The organism is Macrococcus lamae (assembly GCF_004359545.1).
GTDB lineage: Bacteria > Bacillota > Bacilli > Staphylococcales > Staphylococcaceae > Macrococcus > Macrococcus lamae.
On sequence record NZ_SCWB01000006.1, the window covers coordinates 1 to 19,094 of the forward strand.

A 19,094-nucleotide genomic window follows, 5' to 3' on the forward strand; every position below is an offset into this window, starting at 1 on the left:
AATTCACGAAATCATATAAGTAAAAAAATGGATGATTACTACCTCTGTTTAGGTGTTTTCAAATTTTAAATTTTCGAAGAAAAGTAAATATCAGAAATTTCAGTCTTTATTTATGCAACACTAGTGATCCATAATAACTTATTCATATTATTCGCCTCCTTTAACGGTTCTAATATTCCATCTTGCATAATTAACCAGTAATTTGTTTACGGCTTTAATGACGTAGAACAGTCCGATACTTAACAATATGCCGGCACCTACTGACGCAATAACCATGAATCCTTCAAACCAGCTGACTGCTGCGACACCATTGAACAGAAAATCTAATAACAGAAATAGCGGTGATAGAATAAACATGAGTGCTGCAAATGCTGCGCTGATGACCAGTGAAATATAAATCATTAGCGGGATCGATACAAAGAATATATTCAGTACGCTCAGTCCTATTGTGGCCATAACTGCCTGCATTGCATTGGATGTCGTTGGATGTTGTTCTGCTCTTACTACTGAATAGTCGGCTTTAAGCTCTCTCGCTACTCTATCAGGATGTCCAAGCTGATCCGCAATCTGCTGCTCGCTATGACCATCCATTAATCCCTCTTCAAAATGTGATTCATAATCGAACATAATAGATTCTCTTTCTTTTTCAGGCAAACCTTTTAAGTTACGGTACAGCTGATCCAAATAGTCTTTTCTAGACATAGCGATTTCCTCCTTTATTTAATAGTTTCTCAACAGATTGTTTAAGTTCTGACCATTCATCTTCTAAATATATTAAATGTTCTTTACCGCTGCCAGTGATAGAATAATATTTTCTGGCCGGCCCTCCCGAGTTTTGACCTATATAAGTATCCAGATGACCCTCGTTCACGAGCCTTCTCAACATGGGATATAATGTACCATCCGCAATGGATAACACGCCTGAAATATTCTGTGACAGCTCATAGCCATATTGATCCCTTACAGCAATTTCGTGTAGCACCACTAGTTCCAGTACACCTTTTTTCAGCTGAATATTCATTGATTTACTCCTGACTAGTATACATACCGATATAGTTATACAAAAAATATATTACTTTTTACAACTATATCGTAACATACACTAGTGAATATAACAATATAGATAAACTATTTTTATTATAAAAAATAAGGTATTCTAGTTATACATCTTTTTCAAATCTTGAAAAAATCTATATGTTCAAACTTCGCTACTTTTAAAGAAGCAGATTTAGAAGTAATTACTACTAATTAAGGAGCCCTTTATGAAACCTATTATTCCAAAAAGTCCTGACTGCCCTGATCTATCTCATGAAGAAATTGAATTTTTAACATCTACTGTTTTCGGTCTGAAAACAGCACCTCAGACGTGTGATGCCATATTCTTATTTTCCGGGACTCATCCAGGTCATTGGGAAAAAACAATTGAAGCTTTTGATAAAGGATATTCCAGTAAAATCATCGTTACCGGGGGAAGAAGCATTACAGGAGAAGTACATAAAGATTGGAATTATGCTGATATGACGGAAGCTGAAGTGATTATTCATCATTTATTAGAAGCAGGCATACCGGAGAGTTCTATCGTTTATGAGAACAAATCAACTAACACATTAGAAAATGTTATTTTCGCAAAAGACGTCTTTGATTTCAGTTCTATCAATACACTGATGTTCATCTGTAAGAGCCATGCCACTGGAAGACAATGGCGCACGCTTACTAAACATTTACCAGATCACATTTCTTATATCCCTTACACATTTGATACTGTTTATAAAGATGTCACTGTTTCAAGAGATAACTGGATGGATTCAGAAATCGGCTGATCAAGAGTCTGGGGAGAATACTTAAGAATTCTTCATTATGGGGATAAAGGAGATATTACAAAATTAAACTGAAGCCTTTAATCTCAAAAAGATTTTCATACGAAGTCATTCACTATAAGACGATAAATAAAAAAATGAGTCCTCATATCAAATGAGGTCTCATTTTTTGTTAAGATGATTTAATATCAGTTTATTGTTGTTAATCACTTTAAAAACGTTTATCACTCTACTTCTCCGCAAGCAACCGGTCTATAATGACTTTCTTCGCATTTTCTTCTACGATATTATCGCCGTCCATTGATCCAAACTCGATGTTTTTACGTTCACAGGCGGCTTTCAGAAGGTAGTCTGTGATTTCATGGTTTTTCGGCAGAATTGGTCCGTGCAGATAAGTTCCGAGCAGATTCTTATAATGCAGACCTTCTTTTTTGTCGGTATCATTGTTGCCGTAGCCTGAGATGACGTTACCGAGTGTGCCGTATGGATGATATGTTCTACCGCCGTGGTTCTCAAAGCCGACGATCTGGCCGAATGTCTCTGATTCAATGACAATGTTGCCTGTCAGTCGGTCTTTCTTTGACTCCGTGTAGAAGTCCAGGATATTCAGTCCTGGTAGTGACTGGCCGTCCGGTGTCACATATTTTTCGCCTAAAAACTGATAGCCACCGCAGATCGTAAGCGCAGGCACACCGTCTTCAATGGCTGCTTTGAAATCGTCTTTTATTCTGAACAGCTCCTGTGTCGCAATGGCCTGTTCACGGTCGCTGCCGCCGCCGATAAAGAGTATATCCGCTTCACTGAGTGATAGTCCCGTTGTCTCTTTGACGTCGGTGACTTTGACATCGATGCCGCGCCATTTCGCACGTTTTGTCAGAGCGATGATATTCCCGATATCGCCGTATAAGTTTAATTTGTCCGGCATAAAGTGATAAATATTAATCGAAGACATCAGTTGTCCTCCTTAAAGAAGTTTGTCAGTGTACGATGCATCGGTTCAAGCGATGTATAGTTTGGTATGCATACGGTATATGATGGATGATTAAGAGCGGCTTTCGTCGCTGTCGTGATGTCTCGGATGACTTCAACAGGCACTCCGATTTCTGCATATTTCAGTCTGACTGCCAGTTCTTCTGCGCGGTTACCCGCACAGTATATGGTGCTGATGGTCTGACGTTCGAGCTTCTCAAAATCTGCATCCCAGATCCACGAAATATCACGCCCGTCTGCGCCATTATCGTTCAAGCTGATCAAGTAACTCTTCTCACCATCGATTTTCTCACCGACAGAGAGACTCGCATTCAGCCCGGCCGGGTTTTTGGCAAGATTGATGATTGCTTCTTTCTCTCCGTTCGTGAAATACTGCATGCGACCGTTATCAGAAGCATAACTTTCAAATCCCATTCTTATCGCTTCATCAGTCAATTCTAGTTCTTTCAGTACACTGTATGCTGCAATAATGTTGAATACATTGAAGTCCCCCGCGAGCTTCATATTGAATGATTCGCCGTTGATGACCGGTACTAAATACGGGTTCTCAGCTAGTGCTTCTATTTCGTAGGTCGGTTCTGCACGGCTGAAGCCGCATTCGCATGTGTAATGACCGATCTGGTTATAATGGATGGCACTGTATTCCAGTAGTCTACCGCAGTTCGGACAGTATTTGCTTTCGATCATCGTACTTTCTTCGAACTGATGAATGCCTGCTTTCATACCATAGTAAACGACATCATCACTTGCGATTTTTAGCCGTGATACAAATGGATCATCAGCATTTAATATAAGTTTGATGCCCTTATCTTTAATATGTTCAGCAATACCGTCGACTAATATATCGATCTCACCGAAGCGGTCCATCTGGTCGCGGAAGAAGTTCGTAAACACCATCATAGTCGGCGTCATTTCATTTAGGACACGCGGAATCGAACCTTCGTCGATTTCTATGATGGCAAGCTTCGTATCTTTCTTCGTCTGTGCAATGAAACTTGATGTAATCCCCGCTGCCATATTGGCACCTTCTGTATTATGAACAATCTTAATATGATTTGTCTTTAACGTATGACCGATTAAATTTGACGTTGTTGTCTTACCATTTGTTCCGGAGATAAAGACGACGGCATCGACCGAAGATGCTAACTTCCTTAAAATCTGCGGGTCTATTTTACGGGCAAGCTGTCCTGGCAGGTCTGTGCCTCGTTTCCCTGCAGCAATACTCGCGCGTCTCGCTGCTTTTGCTATTAATTTCGCTGAAAAAGTTCTCATGGCAACCTCCTTGATTAACAATTTATTATAACATTTGAGACGATAACTATGCCTTTATTTTCTCTTAAATCTCATTTAAGGCACATATCTTTATTTTTCTGTAAAATAGAGAGAAATAAGGGGGAACGTTAATGAATGAATTTATAGCGCTGGATTTTGAAACAGCAAACGGGAAACCGGCAAGCGTCTGCAGTGTCGGAATGGTTAAAGTGAAGGACAATTTGATGACAGAGACATTCTATACGTTAGTGAACCCGGAAACCTATTTCTCGAAGGGAAATATCTCTGTTCACGGGATTAAAGCAGAAGATGTTGAAGAAGCCCCACTTTTCCCTGAAGTCTATCAGCATATGCTCGACTTCATCGGCGAGCTGCCAGTTGTGGCTCACTTTGCACGGTTCGACATGAATGTGCTGCATGCCTCAATAGAACGTTACGGTCTTGAGATGCCAACTTTAAGATATTTCTGCTCATGCAATATGGCTCGTAAAACTGTCAAAAATCATAGCTACAGTCTGAAAAATATGATGGCCTACTACAACCTTGATTTTCATGGACATCACCATGCATTGAATGATGCCAAGGCGAGCGCGATGATCACAGTCAGACTGCTGAAATCTTATCCATCGCTTGATGAGTATTTGAAGAAAAACCGCTACTATTTATCTTCCATGAAAAATAAATCATCTAAACGTGCACAGCTTGACCGCTACAACAAGGATCTCGCGAGTGTCAAATCATCTGTCAGCGAGTTCGATATGACGCACCCGTTTCATGGCAAATCAATTGCCATCACCGGCACGCTTCACATGAAACGTAAAGATATCGTACAATATATCGTCGATCACGGCGGCACTTTCGAGCCTGATATTAATGAACCGGTTGATGTGTTCATCTTCGGCAAACAGAAATCTGGCAAACCATCAAAAAAAGAGACAATCATCAAAAACAAGATTGCCTCGGGTCATGAGATATTACTATTAAGCGATGATAAGCTGCAGCAGCTGATTACATTTTATCAGTAATTACTTCCTATTTCGCATATTATCTTTAATGCTTGCTCTGGAAATAGGGCGTTCCAGCTTGTGGTCCACCCAAAACAGAAATGCTGCTATTAAAATAATAGCGATCAGTTTCAATGGCTCAAATCCATTTTCAATAGTATTCATGACGAACATTGCTATCAGTACTGCTGTAATTCCTATAATAGAAAACTTGAATTTCATAATAATCACTCGTTTCCTCAAATAAAATCATAAATGGTCATATTCATGAACTGACGTTCTTCTAGATTCCCGACTGAGACCCCGACTAAACGTATCGGACGGTCGGGATTTTTGAGAGACGTATACAAATCATAACATACATTGTAAATATCTGTAGCGTCTGAGATTCGGTACGGCAGCTTCAACTGTTTCGAAGTCGCACGGAAATCAAATTCCTTCATCTTCACAGTGATGACGTCTCCTGACAAATCATATCTGCTCAATTTGTCACTAACTTGCTGAGACAGCTGTCTAATGATAGCAAGTATTTCTTCATCATCATTTTTATCGACTTCAAAGGTGGTTTCCTTACCGATAGACTTTCTAATACGTTCTGATTTGACGACAGAATGGTCAATTCCTCTGGCGTATTGATAAAGTCTTGGTCCCCGCTTTCCGAACTTCTTGATTAATTCGTTCTCAGATAGCTTAAACAGATCCTGTCCATTATGGATACCGTCCTGCTTCATCTTCTCCTCTGTCACCTGCCCGACACCGGGAAATGCACCGATCGGGAGACTCATCAGCAGGTCATGAACATTTCCGTGATGAATAACTGTCAGCCCGTCCGGCTTGTTCATGCCTGAAGACAGCTTAGCAAGAAATTTATTGTAGGAGACGCCGGCTGAACACGTAAGACACGTCGCTTCCAGAATATCACGTTTAATGAATGCAGCTATTTGTGAGGCCGGCATATCGCGTCTGACGAGATGTGTGATATCCAAATACGCTTCGTCAAATGCTACAGGTTGGACATGTTCCGTGTAACTTCTGAAGATCGCCATAATCTTCTCTGATTCCGCGCGGTACACATCAAAACGTGGCCTGACGTAATAGCCATCGGGACAGAGCTGATGAGCCCGGTTTACTGGCATCGCTGAGTGGACACCGAATTTTCTTGCCTCGTAGCTTGCTGTCGCGACTACGCCTCTTGAACTTGATTTTCCTCCTACAATGACAGGCTTGCCTTTCAGTCTTGGATTATCACGTTGTTCAATCTGCGCATAGAAGGCATCCATATCAATATGGAGTATTCTTCTTTCCATAGCATCATCCCTTTAATGTCATCTTACAGACTGCTTCGACATGGGTCGTCTGCGGGAACATGTCGACTGGAGTGATTTCTTCTATCTCATACAGCTCTGACAGACTTTGAACATCACGCATCAACGTTGACGGATTACATGAGACATAGACAATACGGTCAGGTTTCAATTCTTTAAGCGTCTCTATAAAGACCGGGTCGCAACCTTTTCTTGGTGGATCGATCATTACAACGTGAGGCATCACACCTTGTGTCTTCCAATTGATAATGACATCTTCTGCTCTGCCTGCTTCGAAATGTGTATTGCTGAGCTGATTCAATGCAGCATTGTTTTTAGCATCCTCGATTGCTTTTTCTACTATTTCGACACCATAAACCCGCTCAGCATGCGATGCCATAAATAATCCAATTGTCCCTACACCGCAGTATGAATCAATGACATTCTGACGGCCGTTCAATTCAGCATAATCAAGTGCCTGCTGATACAACTTTTCCGTCTGTTCATGATTGACCTGGTAAAAGCTCATATCCGAAATTTCGAATTTAAGGTGTGTCAATTCATCCTGAATCGTATCTTTTCCTCTGATCGTCTTTGATTGTCTGCCCATAATTACATTCGTCCGTTCCTTGTTGACGTTCTGTCTGACACTGACAACTTCCGGAAACTTCTCCATCAGGCGTGCTGCTATTTCATCTGCCTGTTCAAGACGATTATTTTTAGTGACTAAGACGACCATTGTTTCTTCGATTCTCGTACCGCTTCTGATAATGATGTGTCTTAAATTGCCGGTATGCCGCTGTTCGTCATAGATACTGACGTTCAGTTCATTTAACAGGCGGCGCAGTTCATTCATGATAACATCGTGACTTTCCTTCTGAATGATGCATTCTTCAATCGGCACAATGTCGTGAGAACGCGGCTTATAGAATCCTGTCACAACCTCTTCTGCCTGCTTCACCGGCAGCTGACTCTTATTACGATAGCGCCATGGGTTTTCCATCCCGATGATCGGACGGACAGGAATATCAAGCTTTGTCATCTTGCGCACAAGATTTCTGACTTGTTCTTCTTTCATATTAAGCTGTGCTTCGTAGGATAAATGCTGAATATTGCATCCTCCGCACTGGTAATAGTAGACGCACGGAGGAATCACTCTGTCTCCGCTCTCTTCATCGATGGATATGAGTTTACCGATACCAAATCCCTTACTTTTCTTGATGACTTTAATAGTAACTGTTTCACCTTTGGCTGTATTCGGTACAAATACAGGATATCCGTCAAACTTAATAACACCATTACCTTCATGCGTGTAATCAATGACTTGCCCTGTCAATATATCGTTTTTGTTCATTAAATTCTCTCTTTCGTATTTACTTCTACCGCTATAAAATTATCTGCGAGTTCACTGATGATTTTTGCGGGATAGTGATTGATGACATGTTGTGCATGTGCACTTGTCTTCATGCGATACACACCTTCCTCAGTGAATCTGAACGGCCAGATGGGACTGAAATCAGTGCCTTCTTCTTTGATATAGTCTATCACAGTTTCTCTGACATCAGTATCTTCTACTACTGCCGGAAAATCTTTCAGAAAAGGCGTGAAGTTCACACGGTAATCATTTGTTAAGACAGTGAATACATCATTGTCATCGACTGTCCTTCCTTCAAATGAGAGCTCCTTAATCCGTTCGCTGTCACTCACTTGAATACCTGCGTGGTTATATCTTGCCTCTTCATTCAGGTCAATTAAGTAATCAAGCTCATAGAAGATGTCCATGTTGTAGCTCGGGAATCCGGGAGCAATGGACTGATTGTCTTTCAGAAGGTACTCATCATCATAGCAGTTGAACGCAGAGGCACTCCACTCGAGCCATTCTTTCAGTATGCGGCCGTTCACTTCCACGGCTGTCAGTTTATTTGGGAACCGGTAAATACTGATGGCATCTTTAATGGTCACGTCGCCTCGTGGCACCATGACGTAGTCATTCGCACCGTCGCGTCCTGCCTTCAGCGGTGCAGATGTAGATATCAGCTGCTTAGTCTCCCCGTACTTCTTAATGTACGCATGCTTACCACTTCTTGCGACAAGCTCGACAGCCATGCTCGGTGCAAGCTGGCTGAAGAAGCTGTCGATAAAACGCGGTGTTTCACCGATTTTCTTATTGATATAGCTGAATATAGCCTGATGGGTTTCCTCGTTCAGTTCAACAAGTGTGTCATCAATCGTCGTTTTGTCTTTAAGTTCTATGACTTCAGAGTGACCTGACTTAATTTCAAATCCCGCTGCTGTGCGTTTCAAGTTCAGTTCAATCTTACCGAGATGGCTCGCAAACGAAGCCGGCTGCACTGCATAAGTATGATGGATACGGCCGTAGTCTGCTGTCACATCTTCAGACGGAAACAGCTGGTGCGTATGACCAAAGATTATCGCATCTATGTCAGAAATAGAAGCGAGCAGATGAACTTGATTTTCAAGACCCGGCTCATTAGAAGCCGACGGATCAAAGCCTGTATGACATAGACAGATGACGACATCACATAGTGATCTTAGTTCTGCTGCACACGCTTTAGCTGCTGTATACATATCTTCAACTTGCACGTTATCGCGCAGCCATTTATCGTCCCACATCATGATTTGTTCTGGTACAACTCCTGTGACACCGACCTTGACTGTTGCGCCGTCGTCAAATGTCTTCTCGATAATGGTATACGGCTGGAACAAATAATTACCGTCCATTGTTTTGACATTGCAGTTCACGACAGGAAAATTGGCCTTTGACATCGTCGTTCGTAAATAATCTAATCCATAGTTGAACTCATGGTTACCAAGGGTCATCGCATCGTAGCCGATTGCATTCATCATTTGTATCATCGGATGCATTTCCGGCCGTTTATCTGCGGCATAATCAGCAATCAGACTGCCTTGCAGAATATCTCCGTTATCGAGCACGACTGTTGCAATATTTTCTTCCGCGTTCTTCTCTTGGATTTCTCTGATTTTACTGCCAGCGAGAATAAGACCATTCGTTTCCTGCGCTGTTTCCAAAAAATAGTCATACAGACTGATATGTGCATGAACATCTGTCGTTCCTAAAATCATTAATTGATAATCTTTCATCGGTCTCCACCTTTCTATTCTATTTTATTCCAACATGAATTCATTGTCACATAGATTACATACAGGTGATATGGGTATAGGGAAGCAAGACGATTAAAAGGAGTGTATGTATGTATAATGATTTAAAAGATAAAGTAGCACTTGTCACAGGCGGATCTTCCGGTATCGGCAAAGCCATTGTCGAACGGTTTGCTAAAGAAGGAATGAAAGTTGCAGTGAATTACCACTCTGATGCTGAGGAAGCAGAAAAAATCGTTAATAAAATCAAAGCACAAGGCGGCGAAGCCATCGCTATCAAGGCTGATACAACTAAAGAAGAAGAATTTCTGGCGATGTTTAAAACAACTATTGATACATTTGGTGCGCTACATGTCATGGTCAATAACGCCGGCATCCAGAAAGATATCGTCAGTCACGAAATGACAACTGAACAGTTCGATCAAGTGATGAACGTCAACCTCCGTGGAACATTTATCGGCTGCCGAGAAGCGCTTAAACAGTTCATGAAACAGAAATACAAAGGAAATATCATCAATATTTCAAGCGTTCATGAAATCATCCCATGGCCGCATTACGCACAGTACTGTGCCAGTAAAGGCGGCGTGAAGCTATTAACGCAAAGTCTTGCAATGGAATATGCACGCGTACAGATCCGCATCAACAATATCGCTCCGGGTTCAGTAGATACACCGATCAATGCTGAAAACTTTGAGACAGAAGAAAAGAAAAAAGGTGCGGAAGACTTTGTGCCGATGGGTTATGTGGCAGAGCCGGAAGAAATGGCGAATATCGCTGCATTTCTTGCCAGCAGGGAATCGAAATACATTACCGGTCAGACGATCGTCTCAGACGGCGGCTTGTCTCTATATCCGTCTCACCGAAACTGGGAATACGACGAACTCGCTGCAGAATTTACGGATGAAATCTAATATTTATGACATAGATACTATTATTTAATAATTAAAAACTGTCCAGCCGGCGGAAAATCGCCGGCTGGACAGTTTTACGTGCTATATTCGCATGATCAATCTTCCAGGCTGCTATCAAGTATTTCTTTCTGATACTGCCCATCAATCTCTTTTTTCTTCTGGATGTTGTTTTCCTTCTCCAGTCTTTCTAGTGGACTGAATACATTGATATGCCGCTCAAGGTTAATAAAGTGCGCAGGTAAAATCCCACCGAACTCGCCATCAACGTTCAGTTGAACTTTTTCAAATGACGATACTTTCACATCTTTTGCCTTCACATAATGGACTTTCGGATGTTTCAGATGCTCACCTCTTGTCGCCAGCGTAAAAATATGACCGAATTCAGCAATATTAACTTTCTCGAGGAACAGGACGGTGAAATAGCCGTCATTGATTGACGCTTCCGGCGCTAGTTTCTCAAACCCTCCAACTGAGTTAGTGAGTCCAATTAAAAACAGCATGACTTCTCCTGTGAACACTTCTCCGTCATATTCAATGCGAACATCTGATGCTTTGATCTCAGGAAGCATTTCAAGCCCTTTGACGTAGTAAGCAAGCGGACCAATCATCGTCTTCAGTTTGCTCGGTGCCTCATAGGAGATTTCGGTAATTTTACCGCCACCTGCAATATTGATGAAATAACGATTATTCATCTTTCCGATATCTACTGGTACTGTTTCCCCGTCAATGATAATATCGACCGCTTCCATAATATCTTTCGGAATAACGAGCGCACGTCCGAAGTCATTAACAGTCCCCATCGGAATAATACCAATATCAGGTCTTTTCTCTTGTTCAGCGACACCGTTGATGACTTCGTTCAATGTTCCGTCCCCACCAGCTGCAATAATCAGATCAAAGTTTTCTTTCAGCGCAGCTCTTGCAGCTGTTGTCGCATCACCGATAGCAGTTGTCGCATGCGCACTCGTTTCAAATCCTGCCTGTTCTAACTTAATCAATACATCGGGAAGAGCCTTTTTAAATAATTCTCGTCCGGATGTTGGATTATATATGATTCTTGCTTTTCTTCTCATGATCTTTCACCATCTTTTTTGTTTTTACCGATGAATTGTCGTTCTTTCACATATGTTCTAAACAAAGTAAATGTGATGATGACAATCAGCACTTGAAGAAGCTTGTGCGACCAGCCTTCAAGCGGCTGTATTAATAAAATCGTTATCAACACTAAATTAGCAATAATCAATGTGAAATAAAATATAGTCATTTTATTCATCTTCTGCGGCCGCCAAATATATTTCTGACGATTTCCCGGCCGATTTGTCTACCGACACTCGATAAGACAGAAGTAGCGACTTTCTGAAATTCAGAAGGCTTAGCTTTTTTTGGTTTCTCTTTTTCTTTAACAGCATTTTTTTGCTCTACCGCTTCAGCTGAGTCACTGAACTTTTTCTGCAGCAGTTCATAGGCACTTTCCCGGTCCAGTACTTTGTTATACGCTGCATGCATTGGGTTAGCATCAAGCAGAGAAGCAGCGACTGCAGGATCGATGACACCAATTTTACTTTCCGGCGGTCTGACAAACGCACGTTCAACAATTGACGGCTGTCCTTCTTCGTTCAAGAATGAAACTAGAGCTTCACCTGTCTTAAGCTCGCCTATTACTGTCGCTACATCAATGTCCGGATTCTGCCTGAATGTTTCTGCAGCACTTCTGACCGCTTTCTGATCACGCGGCGTAAATGCCCGCAGAGCATGCTGAACACGGTTGCCTAGCTGGCTGAGCACTTCATCAGGTAAATCGGTTGGATTCTGAGTGATAAAGTAGACGCCCACACCTTTTGAACGAATGAGACGCACGACTTGTTCTACTTGAGTGACAAACGATTTATTCGCATCCTTAAACAGCAGGTGAGCTTCGTCAAAGAAAAAGACAAGCTTCGGCTGTTCAGCATCTCCTACTTCCGGTAGTACTTCGAACAATTCCGTCAACAGCCATAACAGGAAGGTCGTATAGAGCAAGGACTGCATATAAAGTTCGTCAGCCTTTAATACATTGATAACTCCTTTGTTATCCACTTGCGCCATAAAATCTTCAAGCTTCAAAGCAGGCTCACCAAAAAACTGATCTCCACCTTGACTCTCAAGTTCCAGCAGCTTTCTTTGAATGGCACCGATAGATTGCTTGGAAATATTACCATACTGACTAATATATTCATTGTTATTGTCAGCCATATCTCGCAGTAATGCCTGGAGGTCTTTAAGATCAAGAAGTACAAGACCTCTATCATCACTGATCTTAAACGCCATGTTCATCAATCCGGCCTGTGTATCGTTCAGCAGTAACAGTCTTGATAATAATAAAGGTCCCATCTCAGTAATAGTAGCTCTGACAGGTGTAGCATTCTTTCCGAAAACATCCCATAATCTGACCGGAAAAGTCTGAGGATTGTAATCGCTGATCTGAAGATTGTCCAGTCGCTCCTGAATCTTGTCGTTGACAGTCATAGGTTCTGCAAGACTCGCCAGATCACCTTTGACATCAGCAAGGAAGACTGGTACTCCAGCTTTTGAAAACTGTTCTGCCATTACTTTCAGCGTAATCGTCTTACCTGTCCCTGTCGCTCCCGCTATCAGACCGTGTCGATTTGCCATCTTTAAATTTAACGCTATGTCGTTTGTATTCTTTGCTATATTCAGTACCGATGTCACATGCATCACTCTTTCACATTTTATCTTTACCATCATTGTACCGAATTTATTTAATTATGCAATTTTATAAAAAAAAAGACCCGCATGCGGGTTTTATCGTTTAGTCGTTTTATACCAGTTGACAGCATCCTGTTCCAGGAAAGAAACAAATTCATCTTTAGCATTTTTGTATCCTTGATAATCACCTGTAAACTGAAAAGCAAGCTTTTGCTTTAAGTCAGCGTATGATTTGCGAATTTCCGGATGCATTCTTAAATAATCTCTGACTGCAAGTCTTCTGTCTATAGCGTCAAAGTCTGTCCTTTCAACCATCAGTATGACTCGCGTCAGACCATTGATTTCTCTTATAAATACTTTACAGCGTTCATCCGCATATACTGAAAATGTCGTCATATGATATCCGACTGACATCATCGCCTCGACATACTGCTCGATTTTCTCAATATTTTTTACGACCGGCAATATATCCAAAGATTGATTTCCTGGCAGGCCTTTAACCGCTGTGCTGCCAAAATGGTGAATTTCCACAATTTCGTTTCTAAAAATTTCAATCAGCTGCTTTGATTCATCAATAAATATCTTCTGGTAATCGGTGACATTCCACGGGGTATAATCAATCATAAATATCCTCCACTTTTTGGTATGTCTCTATTTTCCTGCTATTCTAACACAATATTTGTAAATTTTCTATTAAGAATGCGTATAATTTAATTAATATTAATTACAGATTAAGACAATAACTATTAATACCTCGTAGAAAATTAGTTAAACATTAAATCCATTATTGTAATATATTTATAATAATTAATATTCTGCTATAAATTTTTTTTAATGTTTGTTAAAATTAAGTCATTGATACAGATGTCTGGAGGAAAAAGTAGTAATGAAAAATTTACTTTTCTGGCTTTATGCTGTAATTGCTATCGTACTTATTGCATTAGGTTACACTTACTGGGAATCAAAAGTGACTGACTCAGCTGCACAGGATAACGCTATTACTCAGTCAGTAGACGAAGACTCAAGCAGCTCAAGTAATACGAAGAAAGAAAAGAAAGAAGACAGTTCTGCAAAGCCTAATAAAAATTTGTTCAAGAACAAAGAACTGCAGGGAATCTATGACGACAAGACTAAAGACGGTAAGAAAATGAATATAACGCTAGTTTCAACCCCTTACCAGACATCTGAAGAAAATACAAACGTCAAAGACGAATTGAATTATGTTTCTGATGCCTACATCAAAGTCACCGATGTCGAAGTCCCGGGAGTGTCAACATCCTTTGACACTGAGAACATTTATAAGACTAACCCTGATATTATTTTAATGGATGCTTTGACATTGAATGATTTCTACGAGGAAATTCCTATCAATGATCACATCAACACGTTAGAAAGCATTTACAATAATGCTGAAAATCAAAATAATATCCCTGTTGTCATCATCGGAACAAGACCTGAGTATAATGATTCTGATTTCAACGAATATCAACGTGCTGAAGAAGAATATTTCAGTAACAAAGACAATAATTTCAAATACATTAACCAGTCAAGTAAATGGCCGAACAATAAAGCGATCGCTGATTACTATAATGTTGATGATGGGTTATTGACAGACCGCGGTGTTAATCGCTGGGTCACATCTATTACAGATTATCTATTTAACGAAGAATAAAATTAACCCCGGACGCCTAATCAGGCATCCGGGGTATTAAATTCCAATCAAAACAGACCAAGAAATTTTTTCTTTTTCTTTGCTTTCTGCTTCTCTACTCTTTCTTCTTTCTGTACTTCAACAGGACTGATATAACGAATATCTTCTCCCGCATATATTTTGAGAGCATTTTCTTTATAATAATCTGCCTGTTCACTTCCGTAGTGATCTTCTATAAATTCAAAACATTCTTTCATAAAGAAATTTCTACCTGAGACATTATGAGCATCACTCGCAATAAAATGAATCATCTTGTGCTTCATCATCATTTCAGCGATAGACTGAGAATAATCACCTAAACGACCAACAACTACACCAGAAGTCACTTGACATAATGCACCAAGTTCAATCAGTGCCGCCAGTTTATTTGGATTTTTCTGCAGTTCACTATTACGTTCAGGATGCGCAATAACTGGAACGTAGCCTTCAAGTGCCATCTTAGTAAATAGCTGTTCTGTATATATAGGAACTTCATGAGACGGGAATTCAATCAATACATACGGTGCATCTTTCATTAACGGTAGCGCTTTCCCATTTTTCAGATCATCAATCAAGTCACCGTATATCCTTATTTCCTGGCTGGGATGGACTGTTAATGGAATGTGATGTGATTGAATCAATTCATTTACTTGTGCAGTCAGTTCAATAATTTTAGGACCGTAATTTTCGTAAACACCAATCCTATGATGAGGCGTTGCAATGATATTTGTAATGCCTTCTGCTACAGCAGCTCTTGCCATGGCTAGTGTCTCTTCAGCATTTTGAGCACCATCGTCTATACCGAATAAAATATGATTATGTATATCTATCATTGAGTCTCCTCCTTTACTTGTGATTACTTTTACTATCAATATACATCGTGTGAAACAGAATATAAAGGAAATTAATTATCTGAATATTCTTTCTTTCATGGTTGCCATATTTAATCTTATCATATACAATTACATTTAATGATAGGGACGTCAAACGAACTTCAAAGGAGGACTACTCGTGACATCAACTGAAGTAATCTTCCGGGTCAGTCGAATGGAATGCTTATACAAAAGATATTTAACTGAATCCCGAGAAGAACTATTCCATCATTTAAAAAAATATTATTATTCTCAGTGGGCAGATGACCGGGATTTTATATTTGCAGAAACAGATTTATCATATAACATCTTTCAGCCACATCGATTAAATCAGCTGATTGAGCAGAAGGAACAAATCTCTCTTTAAAATTTTATATTAATTCCTTATCATATTATAAAAAATCTTCGATTTTATTGTACATGCTTAAAGTATCAGGCATGCTTTAAAATCGAAGGTTTTTATTTATATAGATTGCATTTATTGATTAGTAAGGTAACATATCAGCGTTTTTCAAGCTCCTGCTTAAGTATCCCGTTAACCATCTGAGGATTCGCCTGCCCTTTCGACAGCTTCATAATTTGTCCCACTAAGAAGCCCATTGCTTTGCCTTTACCGTTTTTAAAGTCTTCAATCGACTGTGGATTCTGGTCAAGTGCATCATTAACAAGTTTCGTTAACTGTGCCGGGTCAGAAATCTGCACTAATCCCTGCTCTTCCATAATCACTTTTGGGGCTTTACCTGATTCAACAGTTTCCTGGAAGACTTTCTTCGCAATCTTACTAGAAATCGTACCATCACTAAGCAGCTTGATCATCTCGGCCAGGTTTTCAGGCGTCAAAGCTGTTTCACTCAAATCTTTCTGCTGTTTGTTCAAGTATTCATTAACGCCGCCCATCAGCCAGTTAGATGTCAGTTTAGCATCCGCATCAAGTTTAATCGTCTCTTCAAAGAAGTCAGACATTTCTTTAGTCAGCGTCAGGACATGTGCGTCATAAGCCGGTAAACCAAATTCACTGACGTATTTTGCTTTACGTACGTCCGGCAGTTCAGGGATTGATGCACGTACGCGTTCTTTCCATGCCTCGTCAATAAACAATGGTACTAAGTCCGGCTCTGGGAAATAACGGTAATCATCTGAGCCTTCTTTAACACGCATCAAAATCGTTTTACCCGTCGACTCGTCAAAGCGACGCGTCTCCTGCAGAATTTCTCCGCCTGCTAACAGCACTTCTGCCTGGCGTTTTTCTTCGTGCTCAAGACCGCGCTTTACATAGTTAAATGAGTTCAAGTTTTTAAGTTCTGCTTTCGTACCAAATTCCTCGCGACCGACAGGACGTAATGAGATATTTGCGTCACATCGTAATGAGCCTTCTTCCATCTTACAGTCGGATACACCAGTGTACTGGATAATGGATTTAAGTTTTTCAAGATAAGCATAAGCTTCTTCAGGCGTACGAATATCGGGTTCAGATACAATCTCAACAAGAGGCGTACCTTGTCTGTTTAAATCAACTAAAGAATAACCGTCTTTATGCGAGAGCTTACCTGCATCTTCTTCCATGTGAAGACGCGTAATACCGATGCGCTTTGTTTCACCGTTCACTTCGATATCAATATAACCATTTTCACCGATCGGCTCATCAAATTGCGAGATTTGATAAGCTTTCGGGTTATCTGGATAGAAATAGTTCTTACGGTCAAACTTTGTCTCAGTTCTAATATCCATGTTCAGTGCCATCGCAGCACGCATTGCCCAGTCTACAGCCGTTTTGTTGACGACTGGCAGCACTCCTGGGTATCCGAGGTCAATGACGCTGACGTTTGTATTCGGTTCTGCACCGAAATGCGCAGGAGAACCGGAGAACATCTTAGATTCAGTTTTTAATTCAACGTGGACTTCTAGTCCGATTACTGTTTCGAAATGCATATCATCGTCTCCTTATAACGTTTGATAACGGTCGTGTAAGTTAAATTTTTGTTCGTATTGATAAGCAACATTGTAAATCTTCTGCTCATCGAATGGTTTACCGATGATTTGAAGCCCGATTGGTCGACCGTTATGCTCGCCGCATGGTACAGAGATGGAAGGCAGGCCAGCTAAATTCACTGGAATGGTCAAGATATCATTCGCATACATCGTCAGTGGGTCATCAATTTTTTCACCGATATTGAATGCAGTGGTCGGTGCTACAGGTCCGACAATGACATCATAGTCACTGAATACTTTTTCAAAATCCTGTTTAATTAACGTTCTCACTTTCTGTGCTTTTTTATAATAGGCGTCATAGAAACCTGAACTTAATGAATACGTTCCAAGCATAATCCGGCGTTTAACTTCATCACCGAATCCTTCCTGACGTGTTTTTTTATATAATTCTTCTAAGTTAGCTGCGCCTTCAACCTGATAGCCGTAACGGATACCATCAAATCGTGCTAAGTTAGCTGAAGCTTCTGATGAGGCAATAATATAATACGTTGCTACGCCGTATTGAGAATTAGGAAGCGATACTTCTTCAACGACTGCACCCATGGCACTTAATTCTTTAATTGCTGCTTCTACACTTGCTCTCACCTCAGGCTGTACACCTTCTCCTAAATATTCTTTAGGTACAGCAACGCGTAGACCTGTCAACTCTTGTTCAAGGCCTGATGTGAAATCAGTATTATTTACCGGTGCACTCGTAGAGTCCATTGGATCAACACCTGAAATAATTTCAAGCACTGTCGCATTGTCTTTAACGTTACGAGTAATCGGTCCAATCTGATCAAGTGACGAAGCAAATGCAACGAGGCCGTACCGTGAAACACGTCCGTATGTCGGTTTCATGCCGACAACACCGCAGTATGAAGCCGGCTGACGAATAGAACCACCTGTATCTGAACCGAGCGCGAACGGCACAAGACTTGCTGCAACTGCTGCTGCGCTGCCGCCTGAAGACCCGCCAGGTACCGCACTATGATCAAACGGATTGACAGTCTTTTTATAGAACGAATTTTCTGTAGAGCCGCCCATTGCGAATTCATCCATGTTTAGTTTACCGACAAGAATACCGTTTTCAGCATTCAACTTCTGCATGACAGTTGCATCGTATACAGGATTAAAACCAGTCAGAATTTTACTGGCACAAGTGGTCTCAACATTTTTAGTGACAATATTATCTTTAATACCCATAGGAATACCAAACAGCCGGCCGGATGGTGTCTGGTGATCAAGCTCCGCCGCTTTAGTCAGTGCCTGTTCTTTATCAAGTGTCAGGAATGACTGTATCTTATCATCATCTTGTTCAATATTTTTAAATGTATCAGCAATGAGCTCTGACGGTTTGATTTCTTTGTTATGAATCATCTGTGATAATGATTCAATCGATTCGTATCTTAACGACAT

Annotated in this window: 20 protein-coding genes and 1 pseudogene; 6 read left to right on the top strand and 15 right to left on the bottom strand. The window is 40.7% G+C overall.

Features of this window, described 5'->3' with window-relative positions; translation table 11 throughout:
* Nucleotides 1-147 precede the first annotated feature (147 nt).
* The gene (locus ERX29_RS04340) at nt 148-702 is read right to left on the bottom strand and encodes an HAAS signaling domain-containing protein (RefSeq protein ID WP_133443476.1); all 555 of its coding nucleotides are present in this window, start codon (nt 700-702) and stop codon (nt 148-150) included.
* Complete coding sequence (locus ERX29_RS04345; RefSeq protein WP_133443477.1) at nt 695-1,021, bottom strand: PadR family transcriptional regulator; 327 nt, start codon at nt 1,019-1,021, stop codon at nt 695-697. The genes ERX29_RS04340 and ERX29_RS04345 overlap by 8 nt, the downstream gene beginning before the upstream one ends.
* Nucleotides 1,022-1,262: 241 nt before the next feature.
* On the opposite strand from ERX29_RS04345, the gene ERX29_RS04350 reads away from it, so the two are divergent.
* Nucleotides 1,263-1,820 (top strand): YdcF family protein, encoded by a 558-nt coding sequence (locus tag ERX29_RS04350; protein WP_207999159.1) that lies wholly within the window; start codon nt 1,263-1,265, stop codon nt 1,818-1,820.
* Between the two features lie 226 nt (nt 1,821-2,046).
* Here the strand turns inward: ERX29_RS04350 and gatD are convergent, their stop codons facing one another.
* Both gatD and murT read right to left on the bottom strand, forming a co-directional pair.
* Nucleotides 2,047-2,769 (bottom strand): lipid II isoglutaminyl synthase subunit GatD, encoded by a 723-nt coding sequence (gene gatD / locus ERX29_RS04355; protein WP_133443478.1) that lies wholly within the window; start codon nt 2,767-2,769, stop codon nt 2,047-2,049.
* A complete protein-coding gene (murT, locus tag ERX29_RS04360; protein WP_133443479.1) occupies nt 2,769-4,079 on the bottom strand; it encodes a lipid II isoglutaminyl synthase subunit MurT in 1,311 nt (436 codons plus the stop codon). The genes gatD and murT overlap by 1 nt, the downstream gene beginning before the upstream one ends.
* 131 nt (nt 4,080-4,210) lie before the next feature.
* On the opposite strand from murT, the pseudogene ERX29_RS11065 reads away from it, so the two are divergent.
* Nucleotides 4,211-4,726 (top strand): annotated as a pseudogene (locus tag ERX29_RS11065) (3'-5' exonuclease); the annotation flags it as partial.
* A 111-nt stretch (nt 4,727-4,837) separates the two neighbouring features.
* A complete protein-coding gene (locus ERX29_RS11070; protein WP_279433909.1) occupies nt 4,838-5,104 on the top strand; it encodes a BRCT domain-containing protein in 267 nt (88 codons plus the stop codon).
* Here the strand turns inward: ERX29_RS11070 and ERX29_RS04370 are convergent, their stop codons facing one another.
* Genes ERX29_RS04370 through ERX29_RS04385 form a run of 4 tightly spaced genes read right to left on the bottom strand, consistent with a single transcriptional unit; the run spans nt 5,105 to nt 9,510 of the window.
* On the bottom strand, nt 5,105-5,305 hold the full coding sequence (locus tag ERX29_RS04370; RefSeq protein WP_133443480.1) for a hypothetical protein: 201 nt from the start codon (nt 5,303-5,305) through the stop codon (nt 5,105-5,107).
* A gap of 17 nt (nt 5,306-5,322) precedes the next feature.
* On the bottom strand, nt 5,323-6,390 hold the full coding sequence (gene dinB, locus ERX29_RS04375; RefSeq protein WP_133443481.1) for a DNA polymerase IV: 1,068 nt from the start codon (nt 6,388-6,390) through the stop codon (nt 5,323-5,325).
* A gap of 4 nt (nt 6,391-6,394) precedes the next feature.
* Complete coding sequence (gene rlmD / locus ERX29_RS04380; protein WP_133443482.1) at nt 6,395-7,741, bottom strand: 23S rRNA (uracil(1939)-C(5))-methyltransferase RlmD; 1,347 nt, start codon at nt 7,739-7,741, stop codon at nt 6,395-6,397.
* A complete protein-coding gene (locus tag ERX29_RS04385; protein WP_133443483.1) occupies nt 7,741-9,510 on the bottom strand; it encodes a 5'-nucleotidase C-terminal domain-containing protein in 1,770 nt (589 codons plus the stop codon). Before ERX29_RS04385 ends, rlmD begins: the two co-directional genes overlap by 1 nt.
* A 110-nt stretch (nt 9,511-9,620) precedes the next feature.
* Between ERX29_RS04385 and ERX29_RS04390 the strand changes: the two genes are divergently transcribed.
* On the top strand, nt 9,621-10,439 hold the full coding sequence (locus ERX29_RS04390) for a glucose 1-dehydrogenase (protein ID WP_133443484.1): 819 nt from the start codon (nt 9,621-9,623) through the stop codon (nt 10,437-10,439).
* Between the two features lie 95 nt (nt 10,440-10,534).
* On the opposite strand, the gene ERX29_RS04395 is transcribed toward ERX29_RS04390, so the two are convergent.
* From ERX29_RS04395 to ERX29_RS04410, 4 genes are read right to left on the bottom strand one after another with little or no spacing between them, the layout of a single operon-like run.
* On the bottom strand, nt 10,535-11,512 hold the full coding sequence (locus ERX29_RS04395) for a diacylglycerol kinase (protein WP_133443485.1): 978 nt from the start codon (nt 11,510-11,512) through the stop codon (nt 10,535-10,537).
* A complete protein-coding gene (locus tag ERX29_RS04400; protein WP_133443486.1) occupies nt 11,509-11,703 on the bottom strand; it encodes a hypothetical protein in 195 nt (64 codons plus the stop codon). The genes ERX29_RS04395 and ERX29_RS04400 overlap by 4 nt, the downstream gene beginning before the upstream one ends.
* A 5-nt stretch (nt 11,704-11,708) precedes the next feature.
* On the bottom strand, nt 11,709-13,184 hold the full coding sequence (locus ERX29_RS04405) for a helicase HerA-like domain-containing protein (RefSeq protein ID WP_341777605.1): 1,476 nt from the start codon (nt 13,182-13,184) through the stop codon (nt 11,709-11,711).
* Nucleotides 13,185-13,241: 57 nt separating this feature from the next.
* A complete protein-coding gene (locus ERX29_RS04410; protein ID WP_133443488.1) occupies nt 13,242-13,769 on the bottom strand; it encodes a GrpB family protein in 528 nt (175 codons plus the stop codon).
* A gap of 262 nt (nt 13,770-14,031) precedes the next feature.
* Here ERX29_RS04410 and ERX29_RS04415 point away from each other — a divergent pair, with 262 nt between their 5' ends.
* The gene (locus ERX29_RS04415) at nt 14,032-14,817 is read left to right on the top strand and encodes a substrate-binding domain-containing protein (RefSeq protein WP_133443489.1); all 786 of its coding nucleotides are present in this window, start codon (nt 14,032-14,034) and stop codon (nt 14,815-14,817) included.
* A 47-nt stretch (nt 14,818-14,864) separates the two neighbouring features.
* Here the strand turns inward: ERX29_RS04415 and ERX29_RS04420 are convergent, their stop codons facing one another.
* Nucleotides 14,865-15,668: a tyrosine-protein phosphatase gene (locus tag ERX29_RS04420; RefSeq protein ID WP_133443490.1), complete on the bottom strand. Its 804-nt coding sequence runs from the start codon at nt 15,666-15,668 to the stop codon at nt 14,865-14,867.
* A gap of 178 nt (nt 15,669-15,846) precedes the next feature.
* On the opposite strand from ERX29_RS04420, the gene ERX29_RS04425 reads away from it, so the two are divergent.
* Entirely contained in the window at nt 15,847-16,074 is a 228-nt protein-coding gene (locus ERX29_RS04425) for a hypothetical protein (RefSeq protein WP_133443491.1), read from the top strand.
* Nucleotides 16,075-16,208: 134 nt separating this feature from the next.
* Here the strand turns inward: ERX29_RS04425 and gatB are convergent, their stop codons facing one another.
* Nucleotides 16,209-17,636, bottom strand: a complete 1,428-nt coding sequence (gatB, locus tag ERX29_RS04430; protein ID WP_133443492.1) for an Asp-tRNA(Asn)/Glu-tRNA(Gln) amidotransferase subunit GatB — start codon at nt 17,634-17,636, stop codon at nt 16,209-16,211.
* 12 nt (nt 17,637-17,648) lie between these two features.
* Nucleotides 17,649-19,094, bottom strand: a complete 1,446-nt coding sequence (gene gatA / locus ERX29_RS04435; protein WP_133443493.1) for an Asp-tRNA(Asn)/Glu-tRNA(Gln) amidotransferase subunit GatA — start codon at nt 19,092-19,094, stop codon at nt 17,649-17,651.